The sequence below is a fragment of the Arthrobacter sp. 01T414 genome (genome assembly GCF_056398965.1).
The window spans coordinates 289589-311630 of the sequence record NZ_JBFTQK010000001.1 but is presented as its reverse complement, the minus strand read 5'-3'; the positions used below and the strand labels follow the sequence as shown (position 1 = coordinate 311630).

At 67.9% G+C, this 22042-nt stretch carries 21 protein-coding genes; 9 read left to right on the top strand and 12 right to left on the bottom strand.

The annotated features are described in order from the left end of the window. Nucleotides 1-24: 24 nt before the first annotated feature. Nucleotides 25-276 carry a DUF2630 family protein gene (locus AC1DK9_RS01435; RefSeq protein ID WP_476914798.1) on the top strand — a complete coding sequence of 84 codons (252 nt, stop codon included), beginning with the start codon at nucleotides 25-27 and terminating at the stop codon, nucleotides 274-276. 66 nt (nucleotides 277-342) lie between these two features. On the opposite strand, the gene AC1DK9_RS01430 is transcribed toward AC1DK9_RS01435, so the two are convergent. From AC1DK9_RS01430 to AC1DK9_RS01415, 4 genes are all read right to left on the bottom strand, one after another. After that, the gene (locus tag AC1DK9_RS01430; protein WP_476914797.1) at nucleotides 343-1110 is read right to left on the bottom strand and encodes an enoyl-CoA hydratase/isomerase family protein; all 768 of its coding nucleotides are present in this window, start codon (nucleotides 1108-1110) and stop codon (nucleotides 343-345) included. Further along, nucleotides 1107-2375, bottom strand: a complete 1269-nt coding sequence (locus tag AC1DK9_RS01425; RefSeq protein ID WP_476914796.1) for a CaiB/BaiF CoA transferase family protein — start codon at nucleotides 2373-2375, stop codon at nucleotides 1107-1109. Before AC1DK9_RS01425 ends, AC1DK9_RS01430 begins: the two co-directional genes overlap by 4 nt. Continuing rightward, complete coding sequence (locus AC1DK9_RS01420; protein WP_476914795.1) at nucleotides 2372-3691, bottom strand: MFS transporter; 1320 nt, start codon at nucleotides 3689-3691, stop codon at nucleotides 2372-2374. Before AC1DK9_RS01420 ends, AC1DK9_RS01425 begins: the two co-directional genes overlap by 4 nt. 70 nt (nucleotides 3692-3761) lie before the next feature. Continuing rightward, a complete protein-coding gene (locus tag AC1DK9_RS01415; RefSeq protein ID WP_476914794.1) occupies nucleotides 3762-4613 on the bottom strand; it encodes a maleate cis-trans isomerase family protein in 852 nt (283 codons plus the stop codon). Nucleotides 4614-4784: 171 nt separating this feature from the next. Between AC1DK9_RS01415 and AC1DK9_RS01410 the strand changes: the two genes are divergently transcribed. The 3 genes from AC1DK9_RS01410 to AC1DK9_RS01400 all read left to right on the top strand — a co-directional run bounded on the left by AC1DK9_RS01410 (nucleotide 4785) and on the right by AC1DK9_RS01400 (nucleotide 8302). After that, nucleotides 4785-5603 carry an IclR family transcriptional regulator gene (locus tag AC1DK9_RS01410; RefSeq protein WP_476914793.1) on the top strand — a complete coding sequence of 273 codons (819 nt, stop codon included), beginning with the start codon at nucleotides 4785-4787 and terminating at the stop codon, nucleotides 5601-5603. A gap of 117 nt (nucleotides 5604-5720) precedes the next feature. Further along, nucleotides 5721-6716: a CapA family protein gene (locus AC1DK9_RS01405; protein WP_476914792.1), complete on the top strand. Its 996-nt coding sequence runs from the start codon at nucleotides 5721-5723 to the stop codon at nucleotides 6714-6716. Between the two features lie 119 nt (nucleotides 6717-6835). Next, entirely contained in the window at nucleotides 6836-8302 is a 1467-nt protein-coding gene (locus AC1DK9_RS01400) for a S8 family peptidase (RefSeq protein WP_476914791.1), read from the top strand. Nucleotides 8303-8399: 97 nt separating this feature from the next. Here AC1DK9_RS01400 and AC1DK9_RS01395 read toward each other — a convergent pair whose 3' ends face one another. Both AC1DK9_RS01395 and AC1DK9_RS01390 read right to left on the bottom strand, forming a co-directional pair. Next, nucleotides 8400-9881 (bottom strand): purine-cytosine permease family protein, encoded by a 1482-nt coding sequence (locus tag AC1DK9_RS01395; RefSeq protein ID WP_476914790.1) that lies wholly within the window; start codon nucleotides 9879-9881, stop codon nucleotides 8400-8402. A 193-nt stretch (nucleotides 9882-10074) separates the two neighbouring features. Beyond that, complete coding sequence (locus AC1DK9_RS01390; RefSeq protein ID WP_476914789.1) at nucleotides 10075-11109, bottom strand: LLM class flavin-dependent oxidoreductase; 1035 nt, start codon at nucleotides 11107-11109, stop codon at nucleotides 10075-10077. A 325-nt stretch (nucleotides 11110-11434) separates the two neighbouring features. Here AC1DK9_RS01390 and AC1DK9_RS01385 point away from each other — a divergent pair, with 325 nt between their 5' ends. From AC1DK9_RS01385 to AC1DK9_RS01370, 4 genes are all read left to right on the top strand, one after another. Continuing rightward, entirely contained in the window at nucleotides 11435-12799 is a 1365-nt protein-coding gene (locus tag AC1DK9_RS01385) for an ammonium transporter (RefSeq protein WP_476862182.1), read from the top strand. 116 nt (nucleotides 12800-12915) lie between these two features. Then, entirely contained in the window at nucleotides 12916-14790 is a 1875-nt protein-coding gene (locus AC1DK9_RS01380) for a Na+/H+ antiporter (protein WP_476914788.1), read from the top strand. A 34-nt stretch (nucleotides 14791-14824) separates the two neighbouring features. After that, complete coding sequence (locus tag AC1DK9_RS01375) at nucleotides 14825-15142, top strand: DUF6221 family protein (RefSeq protein WP_476914787.1); 318 nt, start codon at nucleotides 14825-14827, stop codon at nucleotides 15140-15142. A 100-nt stretch (nucleotides 15143-15242) separates the two neighbouring features. Next, the gene (locus AC1DK9_RS01370) at nucleotides 15243-15893 is read left to right on the top strand and encodes an NADPH-dependent F420 reductase (protein WP_476914786.1); all 651 of its coding nucleotides are present in this window, start codon (nucleotides 15243-15245) and stop codon (nucleotides 15891-15893) included. Between the two features lie 54 nt (nucleotides 15894-15947). Here AC1DK9_RS01370 and AC1DK9_RS01365 read toward each other — a convergent pair whose 3' ends face one another. From AC1DK9_RS01365 to AC1DK9_RS01350, 4 genes are all read right to left on the bottom strand, one after another. Continuing rightward, the gene (locus tag AC1DK9_RS01365) at nucleotides 15948-16556 is read right to left on the bottom strand and encodes a DnaJ family domain-containing protein (protein WP_476914785.1); all 609 of its coding nucleotides are present in this window, start codon (nucleotides 16554-16556) and stop codon (nucleotides 15948-15950) included. Between the two features lie 105 nt (nucleotides 16557-16661). Beyond that, nucleotides 16662-17543, bottom strand: a complete 882-nt coding sequence (locus AC1DK9_RS01360) for an MBL fold metallo-hydrolase (protein WP_476914784.1) — start codon at nucleotides 17541-17543, stop codon at nucleotides 16662-16664. Nucleotides 17544-17545: 2 nt separating this feature from the next. After that, on the bottom strand, nucleotides 17546-19234 hold the full coding sequence (locus tag AC1DK9_RS01355; protein ID WP_476862176.1) for a long-chain-fatty-acid--CoA ligase: 1689 nt from the start codon (nucleotides 19232-19234) through the stop codon (nucleotides 17546-17548). Nucleotides 19235-19636: 402 nt separating this feature from the next. Continuing rightward, nucleotides 19637-20416: an SDR family NAD(P)-dependent oxidoreductase gene (locus AC1DK9_RS01350; protein WP_476914783.1), complete on the bottom strand. Its 780-nt coding sequence runs from the start codon at nucleotides 20414-20416 to the stop codon at nucleotides 19637-19639. 91 nt (nucleotides 20417-20507) lie between these two features. Here AC1DK9_RS01350 and AC1DK9_RS01345 point away from each other — a divergent pair, with 91 nt between their 5' ends. After that, on the top strand, nucleotides 20508-21047 hold the full coding sequence (locus AC1DK9_RS01345) for a tryptophan-rich sensory protein (RefSeq protein ID WP_476862174.1): 540 nt from the start codon (nucleotides 20508-20510) through the stop codon (nucleotides 21045-21047). Between the two features lie 77 nt (nucleotides 21048-21124). Here the strand turns inward: AC1DK9_RS01345 and AC1DK9_RS01340 are convergent, their stop codons facing one another. Together AC1DK9_RS01340 and AC1DK9_RS01335 are read right to left on the bottom strand one after the other, a co-directional pair. Next, a complete protein-coding gene (locus AC1DK9_RS01340) occupies nucleotides 21125-21622 on the bottom strand; it encodes an SRPBCC family protein (protein ID WP_476914782.1) in 498 nt (165 codons plus the stop codon). Nucleotides 21623-21634: 12 nt separating this feature from the next. Next, nucleotides 21635-22024, bottom strand: a complete 390-nt coding sequence (locus AC1DK9_RS01335) for an ArsR/SmtB family transcription factor (RefSeq protein ID WP_476862172.1) — start codon at nucleotides 22022-22024, stop codon at nucleotides 21635-21637. Nucleotides 22025-22042 lie beyond the last annotated feature (18 nt).

The following is a 22042-nucleotide window of genomic DNA, read 5'->3' as shown; positions in this document are numbered from 1 at the left end:
CAGGACCGCAGGAAGTAGGACACCATGGACGAACGGGACATCCTCCAGCGCATTACCGCCCTTGTGGACGAGGAACGGGAGCTCCGGGAACAAGCCGAGTCCGCGAGCGCCGAGCACGACTACGTCCCGGACCGGCTTCGGCTAAGGCAGCTCGAAGAGGACCTGGACCAGTGCTGGGACCTGTTGCGGCAGCGACGCGCCAAGCGCCAGTACGGCGAGAACCCGGACGAGGCGGAAGCGCGGCCCATCACGCAGGTGGAGGGCTATAACGGCTAGGCCGCCGCGCGCCACCACCGGGATGCGAAGCCGCACCCCGGCGGCGACCCGCCGTCTTACTGGTTTTCAGGCGCTCTTCCGGCGCAGGAAAGCCCCGACGCGCCACGCGAACTCTTCCGGATCCACCACGGGTCCCACCGGCAGCTCGCGGGCAGGCTGGGACAGCGGCGCGAGGCCGGTGTCCACGGCGGCTTTGGCGGCCCGAAGCGATGACGCGGAGAGTCCCTGCCAGGCCGCGAGGAGGTCCCTAAGACCGGCCTCGGCGCCGTCGTCGCCCACGCACGAGCTGACCAGCCCCATGGCATGCGCTTCGCGTGCCCGCAGCAGCGTCCCGCGGTAAAGCAGGTCCTTGGTGCGGGACGGGCCAATCCGCAGGCTCAACCGGTTCGCGAAGGACGGCGGCACCAGGATCCCGAGCCGTGCGATCGGCATGCCAATGAGGGCCGAGTCGGCCATCAGCTGCAGGTCGCAGGACAGGGCCAACTGGCATCCTGCCCCGGTCGCTGCGCCTTCGACGAGGGCCACGGTCGGCATCGGCAGGTTCTCGACCTGCTGCAGAGCCCGTTCGATCGTGGCGAAAATTTCCCGGACGTCCCCGGCTTCGGAATGTTCCCATTCGCGCAGGTCCGAGCCTGAGCAGAAGGTGCCGCCCCTGCCGCGGATGACGACGGCGCCCACCTCCCTGCCGGCCAGGAACCGTGCGGCCTCTCCCAGGGATTCCCAGCCGGCCGCTCCCATCGCGTTGAAGCGCTCCCCCGTGCCGACCGTGATGGTGGCCACCGGCCCGGAGCATTCGACGGCGACCGCTTCCATCGTCTGCTGCCCCGCAGTCACTGGACCGCGCCGGAGCGCCGGAGCTCGGCGATGGAAGGCTCGTCCATGCCGAGGCCGGCCAGGACGTCGTCGGTGTGCTGGCCCAGCAATGGCGGCGCTGTGCGCACCGACGCCGGGGTGCGCGTCAGGCGAACCGGGCAGCCCACCACTTTCATTGGCCCGGCCGTGGGGTGCTCGAGCTCGGCCACCATGCCCCGGGCCAGGACCTGCGGGTCGGCCAGGGCCTCGTCCACCGTCTGGATCGGCCCGACGGGCACGCCCGCCTCATCCAATGTCCGCACCCAATGATCGGTACTGCGGGTGCGCAGGACCGCCTCGATCCGTGCAACCAGGACGTCCCGGTGCGCCACCCGCGAGGGGTTGGTGGCGTAAAGCGGGTCTCCTGCCAGTTCTTCGTCCCCGAGGACCGCGGCGAAGCGTCGCCAGAGACCGTCGTTGCCGACGGCGACCATCACGAAGCCGTCCGAGGTGGGGAACGCCTGGTAGGGAGCGATCGTCGGATGGGCCGAGCCGTAGCGTTTGGGGATGTCCCCGCTGGCGAAGTATCCGCTGGAGACATACGTCAGCCACGAAACCGATCCGTCGAGCAGGCTGATGTCCACCCACTGGCCGTTTCCGGTGCGCTGTTTCTCATGCAGGGCGGCGAGCACCCCGATGGTCGCCCACATGCCGGCGACGAGGTCGGCACTGCTGACGCCGACGCGCACGGGCGGGCCGTCGGGCTCGCCGGTGACGCTCATGATGCCGCTGCGCGCCTGGGCGATCGCGTCGTAGCCCGGGCGGAGGGCGTCGGGGCCGGTCTGGCCGTACCCGCTGATCGAGGCGTAGACCAGCCCGGGGTTGTCTCGGGCGAGCTCCTCGTATCCGAGGCCGAGCCGGGCGGCCGTGCCCGGCCGGAAATTTTCGACCAGTACGTCGGCCTTCAGGGCAAGGCGCCGGACCGCAGCCAGGCCTTCCGGCGACTTGAGGTCGACGGCCAGGCTGCGCTTGTTCCGGTTCACGGAGAGGAAGTACGCGGCTTCCTCACCCTGGAACGGCGGCCCCCACTGGCGTGTGTCGTCACCCTGGCCGGGCTGTTCGATCTTGACCACGTCGGCCCCGAGGTCCGCCAGCGTCATGGTGGCGAAGGGCCCGGACAGGATCCGGCTCAGGTCCAGGACCAGGAGATCCTTCAGCGGGCCCGGCTGGTCCGCCGGCTGCGGGGCAGCCAGCGGTCCGGCGTCGGCCGTCTGCTCGGGGGCGGTGTCCACGTGCGTGATGCTCATACCGTCGCTTCCGTCTTGGCCGGGTGGCTGCCTTCAAAGCGGTGCGCCGCCTTCGGCAGGAAGATCAGCGCCAGCATCGCGATGACGCAGCACGCAATGATGTAGAGCGCGATCGCGGTGGAGTTGCCGTACTGGGCCAGCAGCGCGGCGGCGATCAGCGGTGCGGGGCCGCCGGCTACGACGCTGGCCAACTGGTAGCCCAGGCCGGCGCCGGTGTAGCGGATGTCGGCGTCGAAGCTCTCTGCGATGAGGGCCGCCTGCGGACCGTACTGGATGTCGTGCAGGATCAGGCTGACGACGATCGCCACGCCTACGATGAAGGGCTCCTTCGTGTCCAGCAAGGCAAAGTAGGGGAACGCGAACAGGGCCGTGAGCACGATGCCCACGCCGTATACGCGGCGCCGGCCGAACCGGTCGGAGAGCCAGCCGAAGAACGGTACGCTGACCAGGCCCAGCGCGGCCGCGATCAGCGTGTCGTCGAGGATGGAGTTGCTGCTCAGCTGCAGGTGCTTGACCGCGTAGGTGATCACGAAGGTGATGAACAGGTAGAAGGGCGCCTGTTCGGACATGCGGACCAGCGCGGAGAGCAGGATCTCCTTCGGCTGCCGCTTGATGACTTCAATCAGCGGGTTGCGGACGATCTTGTTGGACTTGCGGACGGCCTCGAACTCGGGGCTCTCGATCACCCGCAGGCGGACGAACAGGCCGACGCCGATCAGCAGGATGCTGATGATGAACGGGATACGCCAGCCGAAGGACGCAAAGCCTTCGGTGCCCGTGATGCCGGAGGTGATCCGCACGACGCCGGTCGAGAGGACCAGGCCCAGCGGCACACCGATCTGCGGCCAGCTGGCGGAGAATCCCCGGCGGCCTTGGTGGCCCCATTCCATGCTCAGCAGCACCGAGCCGCCCCATTCGCCGCCGACGCCGATGCCCTGGATGATCCGCAGCAAGGTGAGCAGGATCGGCGCGGCGACGCCGATGGCCTGGTAGGTGGGCAGGAAACCGATCAGCACGGTGCCGAAGGCCATCAGGAACAGGGTGACCATCAGCGTGGTCTTGCGGCCGATGCGGTCGCCGTAATGGCCGAAGATCGCAGCGCCGACGGGGCGGGCCACGAAGCCCACGAACTGGGTGCCGAACGCGGCCAGCACCCCGGCGAATGCCGACTGGCCGGGGAAGAACAGCTGTGGGAAGACCAGGGCGGCGGCGGTGCCGTAGAGGAAAAAGTCGTACCACTCGATGGTGGTACCGACGACGCTGGCAACGGTCGCGCGGCGTGCCGCCTGCTCCCGGGTCACTGCTTGGGTTGTCATCATCACTCCGTTGTATTGACGTTGAGGCCATCGGCCCCTTGGGATTTTGCCGTGGTGGTGCGGTGGAATGTCAGGCGGGAACCGCTGTTTCGGCGCGCACGGCGCCCGCCAGCAGGCGCCCGGCGCCGCGGATGGCCGGCGGGTGGCCCAGCGCCTTGAGAATCTCGTAGGTGGTGGCGGTTGCGGCCGTGATGACGGGCAGGCCCAGCGCATCCTCGACCGTCTGCACGGATGCCAGCGACGGCATCTGCACGCAGGCGGAGAGGACGACGGTGTCCACCCCGTCCGTGTTTAGCCGGCGCACGATGCCCGGCAGCGCGAGCGGATCGAGCCTGCCCACTGCCAGGTTGTCCGCCACCGAGAGGCCGATCACGTCCTGCACGGTGATTCCCGCGCCCTCGATGTAGTCGCTGACCGTTCTGGTCAGTTCCGGCAGGTACGGCGTCACCATGGCCACCCGGCGCGCCCCCATGTCCCGGAGGGTCCGCACCAGGGCGCCGGCGCTGCTGGTCACCGCCGCCGGATGCCCGTTAGCCTCGGCCGCCTTCGCAATGACCTCCTCGGAGCCGTCGTGGGCGCCGGGGCCCTGGGCCATCACCGCGACCAGGCAGGCATAGGCGATGACGTCGACGTCGGCGTCGGAGACGGAAGTGGCACAGTCCGCGGCCTTCGCCACCATGGCGGCGAGCTCGGCCGGTGTCACATTCTTCAGGGCGGCCCGGGCCGAGTGGAAGGTGTAGCGGTGGCCCGTCGCCTCGCCCTGCCGGCGGAAGAGCTCAGGAAGTTCGGTTTCCATCGTGGTGTTCGAGCTGGGAACGATCAGCCCGATCCGGGACGAGCCGGCCGCCGCTCGCGGCGAACCGGGGTGCTCAGTTCCGGGGTGCTCAGTTCCGGGACGCTCCGTGCCCGACGTTGTGCTCACAGGCTGCTTCTCCAAGTCGTTGAAAGAATGGACTTTGACCCACATTGTGAGTGCGGAACCCATCCTGCGGGAAATGTTAGTCTGATGTCAATAGGCTTGGACGGCCCCCGACGGGCGCTCGACGCAGCAAACGGACGGCAGGATCCGCCCCGATCAAAGGAAAAGACCGCGTTGGCAAAAGAACAGGGCACCGGATCGACCCCGCTGCTCGTCCTGGGCAAGGTCACCGAAATCCTCAACTGTTTCTCGCTGGAGGAACCGGACCCCACCTTGGCGCAGATTGCGCGCCAGACGGGACTGCCCACCAGCACCTGCCAGCGGCTCGTGCAGAACATGGTCCGCGAGGGGTTCCTGGACCGCGACGGCGACCGCTACCGGATCGGCCTGCGCCTGGTCCAGTGGGCCAGCCCGGGGACGTTCGGGCTGGACATCGTCCGCATCGTGCGCCCCATCTTGCAGCAGCTCCGGGACGAGACCGGCGAAACGGCCTGTCTTTACATCCGGGACGGAGCGTTCCGGACGGTCGTCGCCGTCGCCGAGACCCGCCATGTAGTGATGCGCCCGTTCCGCGTGGGGCAGGTCATGCCGATCCATGCCGGGGCGCCGGGCAAGATCTTCCTCGCCTTTGACCCGGGGGCGCGCGAAGCGCTCACCGGCATGGAGCTGACGAGGTTTACCCCGAACACGCCCGCAAGCTGGGAAGTCCTGGACGAGCAGGTCGAGCAGGCGCGCGCACAGGGCTTCTATGCAGCCTTTGGTGAGCGCAACAGCGACGTCGGCTCGATCAGCGCGCCGGTCTTTGACCACACCGGCGAGCTCGCCGGCGTCCTCGGAGTCGGCTTCCCCACGCAGCGGGTGACCGTGGCCGACGTCGATCGCCTGGGTCCCGCCGTGTCGGAGGCGGCCAGGTCCGCCTCCGTTGCCTTGGGGCACCATTTCGCTTCGGCGCCCCCCAAGGCCGGACGCTCCCGCCGGTCCGCAGCACGCTGACGCCCCGGAAACCGCCCATCGCCTTCCGAGGTCCGCCAGGCCGGCCGGCGGAAAGCGGCGCGAGCGTCCGCCGCCGTCGTCCTTTCGCTTCCCCGGCCGGCGGTCCATGCTGGTGCCATGCAGATCGCATTCCTGGGCGACGTCATGCTCGGCCGGCTGGTCAACGAACGTTTGAAGACCGCCGCCCAGGCCTACCCCTGGGGTGACACCTTGCCGGTGTTGCGGCGGGCGGATCTAAGGATCGCCAATCTCGAATGCGTGCTTGCCGACGGCGGAAGTCCCGAGCCCGGCAAGGTCTTCACCTTTCGCAGCGACGCGAAGAATGTGCGCAGCCTGGTCTCTGCGCAGATCGATCTGGTGTCGCTGGCCAACAACCATGTCCTCGACTACGGACCGGAGGCGCTGCGCGAGATGCTGCCCGCCCTGGACCGGCACGGGATCCTGCATGCGGGTGCGGGCACCGACCTCGCTTCAGCCCGGCGGCCGGCCATTCTCAGGGCGGCCTCCACCGCCGTCGGGTTCGTGGCGTTTACCGATAACCAGCCGGACTGGGAGGCGGCGCCCGGTTCCCCGGGCGTGTTCTACGTCCCCGTTCCGGACCGCGGCGAACGGGCCGGGGAACGGGCAGGTGAGCGGGCCGGGGAGCTGCTGGGCCTGCTGGAGCGGACCAAGGCGCAGGTCCAACTCCTCGTCGTTTCGGCGCACTGGGGCGGAAACTGGGGCTCCGACGCCCCTTCCGAGCACCGCGCGCTGGCGCGGCGGATGGTAGAAGCGGGCGCCGACGTCGTGTTCGGGCATTCGCCGCACATCTTCCGCGGCGTCGAGGTGTACCGAGGCCGGCCGATCATCTACGGTGCGGGCGACTTTGTTGATGACTACGCGGTGGACCCCGAGGAGCGCAACGACCTTTCCTTCATCTTCCTGCTTGAGGCCGACGGCGGAACGCCCATTCGGCTGCGCCTGTTTCCCACCGTCATCGCCGACTTCCAGGCCCGGCTGGCAGTCCGGAACGCCCGCGCCATAGCCGGCCGGATGTCCCGGCTGTGCTTGGAGCTGGGCACCTCAAGCACCTGGAATGCCGGCGAACGGTGCCTGGAGACCCCGCTGGCGTAGCCGACGATGCCGCCGGAACCCGGGCTCGAAGTCCGATTGCCCCTGATTTTTCCGCGCTGCAAGGCCTACGATATGCACGGGGGGCACTCGAAAAGCACCATGCTTACTGGGAGGCCACGATGTTTAACACTGTCCGCAAGCTTTTCCCGCACGTGCGAAAAACATTCGTGGATCCCGGCTGGCGCCGGCCCCGGAACGGCGCCGCCGCTCCCCCGCCGGACAGCACCCGGCGCTTCGTGGGCGGGCTGGCCGCCCTCGCGCTGGCTACGGGCGCATTGGCTACGGGCGGGAGCCTTGCAGCCGCCGCGCCGTCGTCCGCAGCCGAGCCGGCACAGAGCTACATCGTCGTACTCAAGGACGGCGCCGGCGATGCCGGGGCCGTGGCCGCGGCGCAACAGGCCAAGTTCGGTTTCAGCGGATCCAACGTCTACCGAAGCGCGGTGAGCGGCTACTCCGGCACCATGACCGCCAGCCAGGCCAGGAGACTCGCCGCCGATCCCAGCGTCGATTTCGTCACCCTCGGCCGGCACTTCGAGGAACCCGAAGAGCCCGCCAAACCCAACACCGAGATCGCCCCGTTGTGGTGGCAGCGGATCGGCGGCGATCCGGAAGCCGCCAAGGACGCCGTACGCGCCGGCGCCGGCAATGACGATGGCTCCGCCGTCAACGTGGCGGTCATCGACAGCGGGATCGACAGCAAGCACCCGGACTTGAACGTCAAGGGAGGCATCGACTGCACCTCCGGCAAACCTGTCGAAGTGACGCCCATCGACGTTCTTGGCCACGGCACGTCGGTGGCGGGGGTCATCGGCGCCCGGAACAACGGCTCCGGCATCATAGGCGTAGCACCGGGCACCCCGCTCTGGTCGGTCCGGGTGGTCTCCAACAACGGCTCCATCACCGAGGAGAGCCTGATCTGCGCCATTGACTGGGTGACCTCAACCCACAGGGACGACAACGAGGACAACGACATCGCCGTCGCCAACATCAGCATCGGCGGCCCGGGCTCGGACACCGCCAATTGCGGCAAGGGCACCGACCCCATGCACTACGCGATCTGCCGCTCGGTCAGGGCCGGCGTGACGTACGCCGTCGCGGCCGGAAACTCGGCCGCTGACCTCGCCGGAACGGTCCCCGCGGCCTACCACGAGGTGCTGACCGCGACCGCCATGGCGGACTTTGACGGGAAACCCGATGGCCTTGCTGCCAGCCTTTGCGGCCGCGATGACTGGCGCCCCATCGGCCAGCGGGACGACTACCCTGCGTTCTTCTCGAACTTTGCCGTCAGCGCGAGGGACAAGGAGCACACGGTAGCGGCGCCGGGCGTGTGCGTTCTGTCCACCGTGCCCGGCGGGTACGGCATAAACCACGGCACCAGCTTCGCCAGCCCGGCGGTGGCGGGCGCGGTGGCCCTGTGCATTGACCAGGGAGCCTGCCAGGGATCGGGCGCGGAGGTCGGCCGGCAGTTCCTGGACACGGCCGAGTCATACAACAACCGGCACCCTGACTTTGGGTTCGTCGGGGATCCGCTCCGCCCGGCCGGTGCCAAGTACTACGGGTATCTGACGCAGATCAGCCGGCTCTGAGGCCGCCCGTTTCGACGGTTCCCTGCCGGTACGACGCTTGGATACGTCGAGGGTGCAGGGAACCGTCGAAACGGCGCAACGGGAGGCCGACGACGGGTCAGGCCACCGGGGTTCCGGCGAGCGCGCCGGGCCTCGGTTCCGCGGCCAGCCGGCCGCCGTCGTGCGGGTAGATCATTTCCGCCGGCGCCTTGGAGTTCCGCTTGGCCAAGGGGTAGAACACGAGGGCGGTCACCACGAGCCCCACCAGCCAGGAAATGTCAGATCCGCCGAGCAACTCGGTCATCGGGCCGGTGTACAGCGTCTGCGCCAGGAACGGAATCTGGGCAACAATGCCGATCGCACAGGAGATCAGGGCCGACGCGTTCCAGCGTCCGTAGCGGCCGTTGGGGTCGTACAGCGCCGGGATGTCCACCTTCTCCTTGGAGATCAGGTAGTAGTCCACCAGGTTGATGGAGCTCCAGGGGATAAAGACCATGAGCAGCAACAGGACGAAGTTCTTGAAGTTGGCCAGGAAGTCCGGGGAGGCCAGCACCGCGATGATCACGCTGAGGCCGATGAAGCCGATCACGTAGGCGAGCCGGGTCCGCGACGAGGCGTCGGACTTGCGCGTGAAGGCCGTGACGGACGTCAGCATGGTCATGTAACCGCCGTAGGCGTTCAGCGTGTTGACCGTCAGCTTGCCGGTCACGATGACGAGGTAGATGACGACGGCGATCAGGCCGCCGCCGCTGAGGTTGCCCAGGAAGGCCACCTGACCGTCAAGGAAACGCTGGCCCTTGGGCAGCGCGAGGGACGCGAACAGGGCGCCCAGCGTCATGGACCACTGCGAGCCCAGCACGGTTCCGAGGAACGCGGCCAGGAAGGTCTTGCGCGCCGGAGTCTTTGAGGGCAGGTACCGGGAGTAGTCCGCGACATAGGGGCCGTAGGTCAGCTGCCACCCGGCGCCCAGCGAAATGGCGAGCAGGAAGGTGGGGAACTGGAAAGTGCCGGAGGCGAGGAGGGCCCCGACGTCCTGGCTCGCGAACAGCCGGATCCCCAAGTATGTGAAGCCCAGGACGCCGATCACCGTAGAGATGCGGCCCAGCAGGTGGATGTACTTGTAGCCGAGGGTCGCCACGAGGACGGTGAGTGCGCCGAAGATCACCATGCCGACGGCGGGGGTGCCGGTCCGGGTGATCTGGTCGATGGCCTGGCCGGCGAGGACGGTCCCGGTCGCCGCGAAGCCGAGGTACATGATGATGACGAGTACCAGCGGGATCACCGCCCCGAAGACGCCGAACTGCGCGCGGCTGGAGATCATCTGGGGCAGGCCGAGCTTGGGTCCCTGGGCTGCGTGCAGGGCCATCACCGCGCCGCCGAGGAGGTTGCCGACCAGGAGTCCCAGGATTGCCCACAGCGCGTCAGCGCCGAAAAGCACGGCCAGGGCGCCGTCGACGATTGCGGTGATCTGCATGTTCGCCCCGAACCACAGCGTGAACTGCTGGCCGGGAGATCCGTGCCGTTCATTTTCCGGAACGAAGTCGATGGAGCGGCGCTCGACGCCGCGCCCGGCGGTATTCGTTCGTGTCGAAGCTTGCATGCTCGTCCTTACTGAAGATCAGGATGGTTTCGTCCACCCATCTGAACACTTTCCGTGACCTGCATCACGGGGACAAGCGTTGATGTTGTCCGGTATTCCGGACAGTGAGCCGCGAAGGCGCGCGTTCGGCGGTCGCTGGGCTTATCCGGGTTTATCCGGGTTTATCCGGGGGCCTCGGGGCCCGGACCGGCGGCTAGCCGGCGGCGCCGATTTCGCGGTTCACGGCGGGCATGATTTCGGTGGCCAGCAATTCGATGGAGCGCGCGGTTTCGGCAAACGGCAGGCCGCCGAGTCCGATCTGAGCCATGTACCGGGTGCTGCCCAGCGTTGAGTGGATTTCCAGCAGCTTTTCAACGACCTGCTGCGGACTTCCCACCAGGAGGCCACCGCCGGGCTCGGTCCACTCGTCGAAGGTGGAGCGCGGGAAGTGGTCCAGGGGCCGCGGCATGTTCTGCTCGAAGTACGCCCGGTAGTACGGGTAGAAGGTGTCCCGGGCCCGTTGCGACGTTGGGGCGGCGTAGAAGTGGCCGCCCACCCCCACCTGCAGTCCGGMAGCGTCATGGCCGGCGTCGTGAGCACTTTGCCGGTAGAGCTCGACGAGCCGCCGGAACCTGGCCGGACCGGACAAGAGCGCGATGAACAACGGCAGGCCCAGCCGCCCGGCCCGGGCAAAGCTCGCCGGGGTTCCGCCCACACCCACCCAGACAGGCAGCTTGTCCTGCGCCGGACGCGGCGCGACGTCCATTCCAGCCAGCGTCTGCGTCAAGTTCCCCTGCCAGTTCACGACGGCGCTGTCCCGCAGTTCCAGCAGCATCCGCAGCTTCTCGTCGAAGAGGCCGTCGTAATCCTCCAGCCGGTGGCCGAACAGCGGGTAGGACTCGACGAAGGCGCCCCGGCCCACGATGATTTCGGCCCGGCCGTCCGAAATCAGGTCCAGCGTGGCGAACTGTTCAAAGAGGCGCACGGGATCCTGCGTCGAGAGCACCGTAACGGCCGTGCCTAGCCGCAGGTTTGTGGTTTCCCGGGCAATCGCGGCGAGCACGATTTCCGGCGCTGACAGGGCAAAGTCATGCCTATGGTGTTCCCCGAGGCCCAGGAACCCGAGGCCGGCCTGGTCGGCCAGCTTCGCCAACTCGATGATGTCCTTCAACCGCTGCTGCGGGGACAGCGCGGCTCCTGTGCTGATGTTTCGGGAAAGCTCGCCAAAGGTAAAGATGCCAAAGTCCATGATTTATTGAACATTCAAGTATCGCCGTTCATTCCCGGGGGTGCCCCCTGGAGGTCCCCATTTCGACGGTTCCGTGCGCATTCGACGCTTGGAATCATCGAGTGCGCAAGGAACCGTCGAAGCGGCCGCAACGACACCGCCGGATAGCACCCGTTTACATCCTCGAAACAAACCCGACACGAGCCCTTCACGAACCGCCGATTTCTGTAACTTCCCTGCAACGTGGCGCCCGACTGCCTGAAACACAGCCCCGGGAGGATTGAACCCGGTTGGGGACCGGCGGCGAGGTGTCCCGGTACGGCGAAATCGTTGGAAGGGAACGCAGGTGGAACTCACCGCGGGAAACGTCTGGATCATGGTCTCAACAGCCCTCGTGCTGCTCATGACCCCCGCCCTCGGGCTCTTTTACGGCGGCATGACCAGGGCCAAGGCCTCACTGAACATGATCATGATGAGCTTTGCCTCGGCCGGGATCGTGGGCGTTGTGTGGGTGCTCTGGGGCTATTCGATGACCACGGGCAAGGGCGTCCTGGGCATCTTCGGTGACCCCTTCGCCAGCTTCGGCCTGTCCAAGCTCATGGGCTCCCCAGAACTCCTCAAGGCCGGCTTCAGCGCAACCTTCGCAATCATCACCGTCGCCCTGATCAGCGGTGCCATCGCCGACCGCGCCAAGTTCACCGCCTGGGTGCTCTTCGTCCCGGTCTGGATCACCCTGGTCTACTGCCCGCTGGCCTTCATGGTCTGGGGCGGCGGCCTGATGAGCGCCGGCGGCGCCGTGAGCTCCATCTTCGGCCAGGTGATCGACTTCGCCGGCGGCACCGTGGTCGAGATCAGCTCCGGGACTGCAGCCCTGGTGCTGGTGTTGATCCTCGGCAACCGTCACGGTTTCGGCAAGGACCCGGCACACCGCCCGCACAACATTCCCTTCGTCATGCTCGGCGCCGGCATCCTCTGGTTCGGCTGGTTCGGCTTCAACGCAGGCGCTGCCGCGACGGTGGAACAGGCCGGCCTGATCTGGGTCAACACCCTGGCTGCCCCAGCGGCCGCCATGCTCAGCTGGCTCGTCGTCGAAAGGATCCGCCACGGCCACCCCACCTCCCTCGGCGCCGCCTCCGGCGTGGTGGCCGGTCTCGTTGCGATCACGCCGTCCTGCGCCAACGTCAGCCCCCTCGGCGCCGTTGGACTGGGCCTGGTGGCCGGCGCCGCGTGCTGCGTCTTCGTGGACCTGAAGTACAAGTTCGGCTTCGATGACTCGCTCGACGTCGTCGGCGTCCACCTGGGCGGCGGACTGATCGGGACGCTGGCGCTGGGCCTCATTGCCCTTCCGGTTGACGGCCAGGGCGGCGGGCTCTTCTACGGCGGCGGCCTGCACCAGCTGATCGCCCAGACCGTCGCCGTGCTGATCACCGTCGCGCTCTCCGCCCTCGCGACGGCGGTCATCGGCCTCGCGATCCACAAGACCGTCGGCTTCCGGGTCAGCCACGAGGCCGAAATTGCCGGCGTGGATCGCTCGGAACACGCCGAGACCGCCTACGAATTCGACGGCCTGGCGCACAGCCGCTTCAACCCGTTCGGCCACCACGTCCAGTCCCACCAGGCGCCGGCCCGTTCTGCCGCAACGCCGCACGCCCGCCCAACGGCAACCCAGCACGCCCAGCCCGAGCGCGTCAAGGAAGACAGCCTCGCCTAGCGCCTCCGGCTCCTAGCCCGTCTTCCCCGCCCGGCCATCCCCCGGCCACCCGCCGCCTAGCCCCTCCGGCCACCCCCGCGGGCGCGGCCGGGACAACCGCCTGACAGAATGGCCTCATGGAACTCGCCCTCGGACTGCTGGTTCTCGTGGCCGTGGTCTGTGCCGGCAGCGCCCTGGGCCGGAAGCTCAACGTTTCCGTCCCGCTGCTGCTGGTCCTGGCCGGCGTCGCGGGCTCCTTCCTCCCCTTCATTCCCCCTATCGACCTGAACCCGGAACTGGTCCTCGTCGGGCTGCTGCCGCCGCTGCTCTACGCCACGGCCTTGCGGACCTCGCTCTTCGATTTCGGTTCCAACCGCCGCGCCATCGGCCTGCTCTCCGTCGGCTACGTCATCTTTGGGACCCTCGCCGTCGGGTTCGTGGTCTGGTGGCTGTTCCCCGAAATCCCGCTGGCCGCCGCGATCGCCCTCGGCGCCGTCGTCGCGCCGCCCGATGCCGTCGCGGCAACCGCCATCGCCCGGAAGGTGGGCATGCCCCGCCGGATCGTGACCATCCTGGAGGGCGAATCCCTGGTCAACGATGCCACCGCGCTGGTCTGCCTGCGGGCCGCCCTCGCCGCCATCGCCGGGACGGTGTCCGCGGCGGGAATCGCCAGCGGCTTCGTGCTGGCGGCCGGCGGCGGGCTGGTGGTCGGCCTCGCCGCGGCCTACGTGCTGACCGAACTGCGGAAGCGGATCCGGAACGTCGCGATCAACACCTCGACGTCGCTGATGGCACCGTTCGTCGCATACCTACCGGCGGAGGCAATCCACGCTTCCGGTGTCCTCGCCGTCGTCGTCACCGGGCTGGTGATGGGAACAAAGGCACCTTCGATGCCCAACGGCGCGGCCCGGCTGAGCCAGCGCAGCAACTGGAACACGGTGCAATTCCTGCTCGAAAACTCCGTTTTCCTACTGATCGGCTTGCAGGTCCGGACCATCATCGAGGGCATCCAGGACGATTCGCTGGGTGCCGGCCGCATCTGGGCCGGCTGTGCCGTGATCCTGCTCGCGGTGTTGCTGCTCCGGCCGGTGTGGGTGTTCCCGGCAACGTACCTGCCCCGGCTGATCCCGGCTGTGCGCAGGAAGGATCCGGCGCCGCCATGGCAGTTCGCCGCAATCGTGTCCTGGGCCGGGATGCGCGGGGTGGTGACGCTGGCCGCGGTGCTGGTGCTCCCGGCGGACCTGGAACACCGGTCCGTGCTGATCCTGGCCGCCATGGTGGTGGTCGGCGGGACCCTGACCCTGCAGGGCTTCACCTTGCCGGCGCTGGTCAGGATGCTCCGGATCCAGGGCCCCGACCAGCGTGAGGACGCCCTGAACCAGGCTTCGCTGATGCAGGGCGCCACCGCGGCCGGGGTGCAGCGGTTGCAGGAACTGCGCACCCCCAACGACCCGCCGGAAGTCGTCGCCATGCTCAAGCGCCGGACCCAGGAGCGCGGGCTGGCGGCCTGGGAGCGGCTGGGCCGGCCGACGTCGGAGGCCGCAACGCCCAGCCAGCGCTATGCCCAGCTGCGGCTGGCCATGCTGGAAGCGGAACGAGCCAAGGTGCTCGAGTTGCGGCGCGGCGGCGCTTACGCCCACGAAGTTCTCAGCGAGGTCCTGGACCGCCTCGACGTTGAGGAATCCATGCTGGACATCTCGCTCGAGGAACTGGACACCCCCGCCGACGGCGGCGGCGAAGGCATCGCCACGCCCGGCGGCGTCTGCGGCCACCTCGAGTCCGCGGCCGACCCCGAAGTTCCGGCCGATCCGTTCTGCGCGGACTGCCGCCGTGAAGGCACGACGCCGGTCCACCTCAGAATGTGCCTGGCATGCGGGAACGTGGGCTGCTGCGATTCCTCGCCCGGGACGCATGCTTCGCGGCACTTCGAAGCGACCGGCCACCCCGTGATGCGCAGCGTCGAACCGGGCGAGGACTGGCGCTGGTGCTACGAGGATGAGCTGCTGGGGTGATGCCAAGGCCGCCCGCCGCGCGTACCCTCGGTTTGTGGACATAGTCGAGTTTTTGTCCGAGCGCATTTCCGAGGATGAGGCAGCGGCCCGGACACTCCTCAACGACCGGACCGTGTCCAAATCCGGCGAGTGGTACGAACAGCGGCTGCTGCTCGAGTGCGAGGCCAAGCGGCGGCTGATCGGCGTGGTGGAGGCGGCGCGGCAATCGGCGCTGGCCGCGATGGTCAGCGACTCCCTTCAGGAGACCCACTGGGCGCCGCGGTCGCTGGACTGGATGGAACGCTCCCTGCAGGCCTTGGCGCTGCCTTATTACGACCACCCGGACTTCGAGCAGGGCTGGCTGCGGCCCTGAGCCACCCCTCGCCCGCGCCCGCTCCGCGCCCACTCCGCGCCCGCCCGCGGGACGTGCCCATCCCTGAAATATCCGCGCCCGGGATGCCGTTAGCCCGGATATGACAACTATCGGAATCATCGGTGCAGGACACATTGGCAGCCAGCTCGCCCGGAAGGCGGTCCAGCTCGGCTACGACGTCGTGATCAGCAACTCCCGGGGACCGGAAACCCTGGCGGAACTCGTCGCCGAACTCGGGCCGCGTGCCCGTGCGGCAACCGTGGCGGAGGCCGCGGCGGCCGGCGATTTCGCCGTCGTCACCGTCCCGCTGAAGAACATCAAGGACATCCCGGCGGAGCCGCTGGCGGGCAAGATCGTCATCGACACGAACAACTACTACTGGGAGCGGGACGGCCGGTTCCCGGCGCTGGATAACGGCGACGCCACCACCTCGGGGCTGCTCCAGGAGCACCTGCCCCAGTCCAAGGTGGCCAAGGGCTTCAACCACATCATGTACTCGCAGATCACCACGGACGGCAGCCCGGCGGGAACGGAGAACCGGCGCGCCCTGGCCACCGCGAGCGACTTCCCCGAGGCGGCGGAGCTGGTGACACGGCTTTACGACGAATTCGGCTTCGACACCGTCAACATCGGCCCGCTCTCCGAAAGCTGGCGCGTGGAACGGGACCGCCCGGCCTACGTCGTCCGCCAGAACGCGGCCGAACTGCGGGAGAACCTCGCGAAGGCTCCCCGCACCGTCCCGGCGCATTGACTCGCCCAGATGACAGTTCACGGCAGTGTTCGCGCCGGACACTGCCGTTAACTGTCATCTCGCGCGCTTCTCCAGGCCTAGTATCCGGCGCCACCACGGCCGATCCGGTTCCGGTTCGTCCGGGACGACGGCGGATGCCCGGGCCCGACGGCGTTCGCGCCAAAGCTCCACTTCGGCGTCGACGTCGCGGGTACTGGTGGTGACGGGCGGGCCGCCTTGGAGTTGCCGGCGGGCGTCGATCACGCGCGCATTGAAGTCGGCAAGGAGGTCCCGCACCTGGTGCTCCGTCGGCTGGGCGTCCAGTCGTTCGTCGAGCTCTGCGTCCTCCGTGCGGAGCAAGATCGCCGTGGGGCCCAGTCCGGTGATGTTCTCGCGCTGGAGCAGGCCCTTCACCCACCAGTCCGGATCGTAGACCTCGCCGAGGCCCGGGATGGGTTTGCCGGCGTATTTCAGGTTGTCGAACTTACCCTGCGCCATGGCGTCACGGATCAGGTATTCGGCTTTGGCGGCGTCGTCTACCTTTGCGCGTTTCTGCCTGAGTTCCTCCTCGGCGGCGCTGAGCTCGTCATTTTCCTGGACCGTGCTGCCGCTGGCCCGGATGGAGCGCAACTCTGCCGCCCGTTCCACCCGGCGCCGGTACGCCGAGCGCCCCGCGTCGCTCATGAGCCACCATCCTTCCCGGCTGCCGGAACACCGAATCTGGATTCCAGTATCCGCAAATCCTGCAGGCGGCGAAAGRCACGCCCTCGAAGCGGCCGAGGCGGCGGTTCAGTCGTCCAGGCAGATCACGAAGCTGGGGAATACATGCCGGCCCGGGCGTCCGTCCACCATGTCGATGGCCCTCCGGAGCTCCTCGAGGTGCTCCGGCGCCAGCTGCAGCGGCGGTTCGTCCGGCTGGTAGCTGGTGTAGATCGGATAGTCGACGCCGGGATCCCGCGACATTTCGATGTGGCAGCCCAGGACGTGGCTTACTGGGTGCGCAGCGCAGAACTGGATCAGCCGGTCGATGGTGCGGACGAACGCCGGCCAGTCGTGGACGTAGAGGCGGCCGGGGTAGACGGTGTCCCCGGTGAACAGGATGCCGGTGTCCGCGTCGTAGAAGGTGACGGCGGCGCTGTGGTGCCCGGGGCTAGGCCAGCATTCCAGGACGCGGCCGCCCAGATCCACCCGGGCCACCGCGCCGCCCGCACCGCCGTCGTCGTCAAACCCGAAAAACTCCCATGCGCTGCGCTGCCCGGCATCCACCACGAGCGTGCCGGGCCGGTCCGCGAACTGGGCGTCCCCCGCAACATGGTCGCCATGCGGATGGGTGTGCAAGACCAGCAGCCCGTAGTCATCCCGGGGGTGTGCGGCCAGCCAGTCATCGATGAGGCCGTCGACGACGCGGCGCAGCGGGAAGAACTCCGCTTCGGCCGTGGCGCCGGTGTCGATCAGCACGGCGCGGCTGGCGCCGAACAGCAGGAACATGAACGGCGCCTCGTAATTGACCGCCATGTTCTGGCGCAGCACGAAGGTGTGCTCATCGTAGGCGTGGACCTGGATGTCCGGGTCCGTGTTGTGCTTGGCGGACTCCGAGCCGTGGATCCAGGACACGTCGAGGTTCCCGGCGCGGGGGACGCCGGGGGTGAAGTCGAGCGCGGCGCCGTCCATTCCTACAGCCCCGGCAGGACCTGGTCCCGGACCTGCTTGCGCAGGATCTTGCCGAGCATCGAGCGCGGCAGGTCCGGGACCGGAACCACCCGCCGCGGCACCTTGTAACCTGCCAGGTGCTCGCGGCAGTAGCTGCGCAGGACCTCCTCATCCAGTGCGGTGCCCGGTTCGAGTTCGACGGCGGCCACCACCATTTCCCCGCCTCGTTCCAGCGGTTTGCCCACGACGGCGGCGTCGCGGACGTCCGGGTGCAGGCGCAGCACGGCCTCCACCTCGGTGGGCGAGACATTGAAGCCGCCCGTGATGATCAGTTCCTTGGCCCGGTCCACCACCGTGGTGAAGCCGTCCTCGTCCACCGTCACGACGTCGCCGGTCCGCAGCCAGCCGTCCGGGGTGAGGGTTTTCGCGGTTTCCTCCGGGTTGTTCCAGTAGCCCTGGAAGACCTGCGGGCCCTTGATCAGCAGCTCGCCCGGATGGCCCTGCGGGACCTCCACGGAGGGATCGTCGACGTCGACCACCTTCATCAGGGTGGATGGGAACGGCACGCCGATGGTGCCGGTCCGTCGGGTCGGATGGAACGGATTGCCCAGCGCGACCGGGGAGGATTCGGTCATGCCGTAGCCCTCCACGAGCAGGCCCCCGGAGACCGATTCCCAGAGTTCCACCACGTGGTCCGGCAGGTTCATCGCGCCGGAGATGCAGTACTTGCAGGAGCGCAGCGAGACGCCCTTCTCCTTCGCAGCCATGGCGGTGCGCTCGTAGATCGGCGGAACGGCACAGTAGACGGTGGCGGGCGACTTCTTCATCGCGTCCAGGATCAGGTCCGGGTCGAATTTGGGGAAGAGGACCAGCAGGCCCTGCTTGCGGATGCCGTAGGTCAGATACAGGGTCATACCGAAGGCGTGGAACATGGGCAGGATCGCGTAGAAGATTTCCTTGCGGTACTCCGCGCCCGCCATCCAGGCCTCGCCCTGCAGGGCGTTGGAGTACAGGTTGAAATGCGTGAGCATCGCCCCCTTCGGCCGGCCGGTGGTGCCCGAGGTGTACTGGATCGCTGCGAGGTCGTTGACCGTGGGGCGGGGGTGGGCGGGGTCGATCCGGCCGTGGCCCAGGAGTTCCTTCCACGGCATGGTTCCCGGTGCGGGGGCTGTCAGTGACGCACGTGTTTCCCGCAGCTTTTTCACCGGCAGCTTCAGGGCCAGTCGTTTGACGGCGGGGAAGGCCTCGAGCAGGTTGACGGAGACCACGTGGTCGATTTCGACGTCCGCCGGGAAGTCGGCGATCGCGGCCGCGGCCTTGTCCCAGGCGATGACGACGCGGGCCTGGTGGTCCTCGAACTGGTGGCGCAGTTCGCGGGAGGTGTACAGCGGGTTGTGTTCGACGACGACGGCGCCCAGGCGCAGCACCGCGTAGAAGGCCACGACGTGCTGCGGGCAGTTCGGCAGGATCAGGGCCACCCGGTCGCCGGCGCGGACGCCGAGCCGACGCAGGCCCTCGGCAGCCCTGTCCACCTGCTCGCCGAGTTCGGCGTAGCTGGTCCGCCGGCCGAAGAACTCCAGCGCCGGGGCGCTGCCGGCCTCGGCCACGGACCGCTCCAACATCGCCACGAGCGATTCCGTGGGCAATTCGATCTCGGCCGGGACGCCCGGCTGGTAGTTCTTTACCCAGGGCTGCTGGTCAGTGTGCTCCATGCCCACATCATTTCGCGAACTCCGGGCCGGGGCGAATCCGAACGCTCCCTCACCTTTGGCGGCTTATCCCCCAAGGCTCCCTCATCTATGGCAGCAATCCCACCGACGCTCCCTCAGTTGTGGCAGCAATCCCACCGACGCTCCCTCAGTTGTGGCAGCAATCCCACCGACGCTCCCTCACCTTTGGCAGCAATCCCACCGACGCTCCCTCAGTTGTGGCAGCAATTCCCCAACGCTCCCTCACCTGATCTGCGGGAGCATCCATCAGAGCTCCCCCAAACCTGGAGCGTCCACCACACATCCCCCAAACCTGAGGGAGCGTCCACCACACATCCCCCAAACCTGAGGGAGCGTCCACCACAAACCCGCCGGATCTGAGGGAGCGTCCGGGGTGGGTGTGAGCTACAGCGCGGACCAGCCGCCGTCGGAGGCGAGGATGGCGCCGTTGACGTTGGTGCCGTCGTCGCTGAGCAGAAAGGTGATCGAGGCCGCGAGTTGCGCCGCGGTGGCGGGAGTGGGGATGTTGGCGCCCATCAGCGGCCCGAGACGTTCGGCCGCTAGTTGGGAGCCCCAGTCGGCCACGATGTTGGTGATGGTCGCGCCAGGTGCCACCGCGTTGAACCGCAGGCCCTTCGGCCCGTACATCACCGTGGAGTTCTTGGTCAGGCCGACGACGGCGTGCTTGGACGCCGTGTAGGCGGCCCCGGCGGCGGAGCCTCGCAACCCGGCCTCGGACGTCACGTTGACCACGGACCCGGCGCCGGCCTCCAGCATCAGCGGGACCACGGCGCGGGTCAGTCGCATCAGAGCCGTGACGTTGATGCGGAACACCCGCTCCCAGACGGCGTCGTCCACCTCATGAACAGGGGCAAAGTTGTCCATGATCCCGGCGACGTTGGCGAGGGCGTCCACGCGCCCGCCTGCGGCGGCAAGCACGGCTGCGACGGTCTCCTCGGTGGAAATGTCCCCCGCCACCGGCACGAGGTCCAGGCCGGCATTCCCGGCCACCAGATCGTCCAGGCGTTCCTTGCTGATGTCCGCCGCAATGACCCTGCCGCCTTCCTTCGCGACGCGCAGCGCGGCGGCGAGGCCGATGCCGGAGCCTGCGCCCGTCACGATCACGGTCTTGCCGGCGAAGCGCCCCGGAGTGATGGTTTCCTGCCATGAAGCGTCGTTGCCCATGATGTCCTTCCAGACGTGGTCGGTCCTGATGAGGGCGGGAGCCCGCCGTCGTAGTTTGACGGGAGGGCTTGCGGTTGTCCAGAGTGAGTCAGTGCTCTTGAACGTTGAACAAAGCGCCCCGGGCACTCTTGCCCCCGGCGCTCAGCCCCGGCGGCGGCAGCTTGCGGCTCTTTTCGGGTTTCTGGCGGCCTCCTGGGCCGTATCGCTGGTGGGCTCCCTGCCGATCCGGATGAACGCGGTCTGGTATGCGGCTGCGGACACCGCGCCGTGGACTCCTCCGGTGTGGATGTTCGGCTCAGCGTGGCTGGTGCTGTACGCGGCCATGGCCGTGGCGGCATGGATGGTGTGGCGGCAGCGGATCTTTCCGCGCCGCGAGGCACTCAAGGTTTACGGTGGCCTGCTGCTGCTGAATCTGGCATGGCCGCTGATGTTCTTCGGCCTGTACCCCGTGATGGGAACGGCCGCTCTCTGGCTGGCGCTCCTCATCATCGCGGCCCACGCCGCGTTCGCGGTGTTTGCGGTGCTGCGCTTCGGACCGATCAGCACGACGGCCGGGGTGCTGATGCTTCCCTACGTTTCATGGCTCGTGTTTTCGGCCAGCCTGAACCTTTACGCGGCTCTGCACAACTAGGCGGTCAGACCTCGCGCAAAGAGGACGACGGCGGGACTCGCCCGCCGTCGTCCAGCAGCTCCGGCCTCCGACGCGGCCTAGGCGTTGGCGTGCTCGGCGAGGATCGCGTCGACCTGGCCCAGCGCCCCCTTCATGCCTTCCTCCATGCCCATGGCCACGATCTTCTCCATTTGCTCCTCGGTCTCGAAGGTGGACAGCACGGTCATCCGGGTGCGGTCGCCAATCGGTTCCAGCGTCACGATCCCGTGGATGGTGCCCATCTCCGCGACCGGCTCGCCGCTGTCGTCCGAGAAGCCGTCGTCGAACTCCAGACGGTGCGGTGCGTCGATGCTGACGAACCGCCACCAGCCGCGCGCCTTCTCCCCGTCCGGTCCTGTCATGAAGTAGCTGGCCTCCCCGCCCGGGACGAAATCGTGCTTTTCGAAGGTGGCCGGCCAGGTGGGCGGCCCCCACCAGCGCTCGAGCTGGCGCGGGTCCTCCCAGATCCGCCAGACGCGTTCGACGTCGGCGTCGAACTCCGTGACGATGCTGAGGCTGAGCGCTTCAAGATTCTTGACTGAACTGATGACTGTCATGATGAACCCTTCCTATCCCGCTGCTTCGTTGGTTTCTGTGTTGCCTGTGGATTGCCCGCTTGTTCCGGGGTGCGTCTCTGCCAGCAGCTCGGCGATCCGGTCCGCCCGTTGCCGCCAGATGACCTCGTACTCATCGAGCAGCCTGCGGGCCTTTTGCAGTCCGTCGTGATTGGCCCGCACAATCTGCTCCCTTCCGCGCTTCTCCTTGGTCACCAGGGAGGCGCGTTCCAGCACCGCCACGTGCTTCTGGACGGCGGCGAAACTCATGGCGTAGAGCGAGGCGAGCCCGGAAACGGAATACTCCCCTACCGTTACGCGGCGGATGATGTCCCGGCGGGTCGTGTCGGCGAACGCCTGGAACAGACGGTCCACCGCTTCGTCACTCAACTGATCTACAACCATTTGGTTGTAGAATAGGCC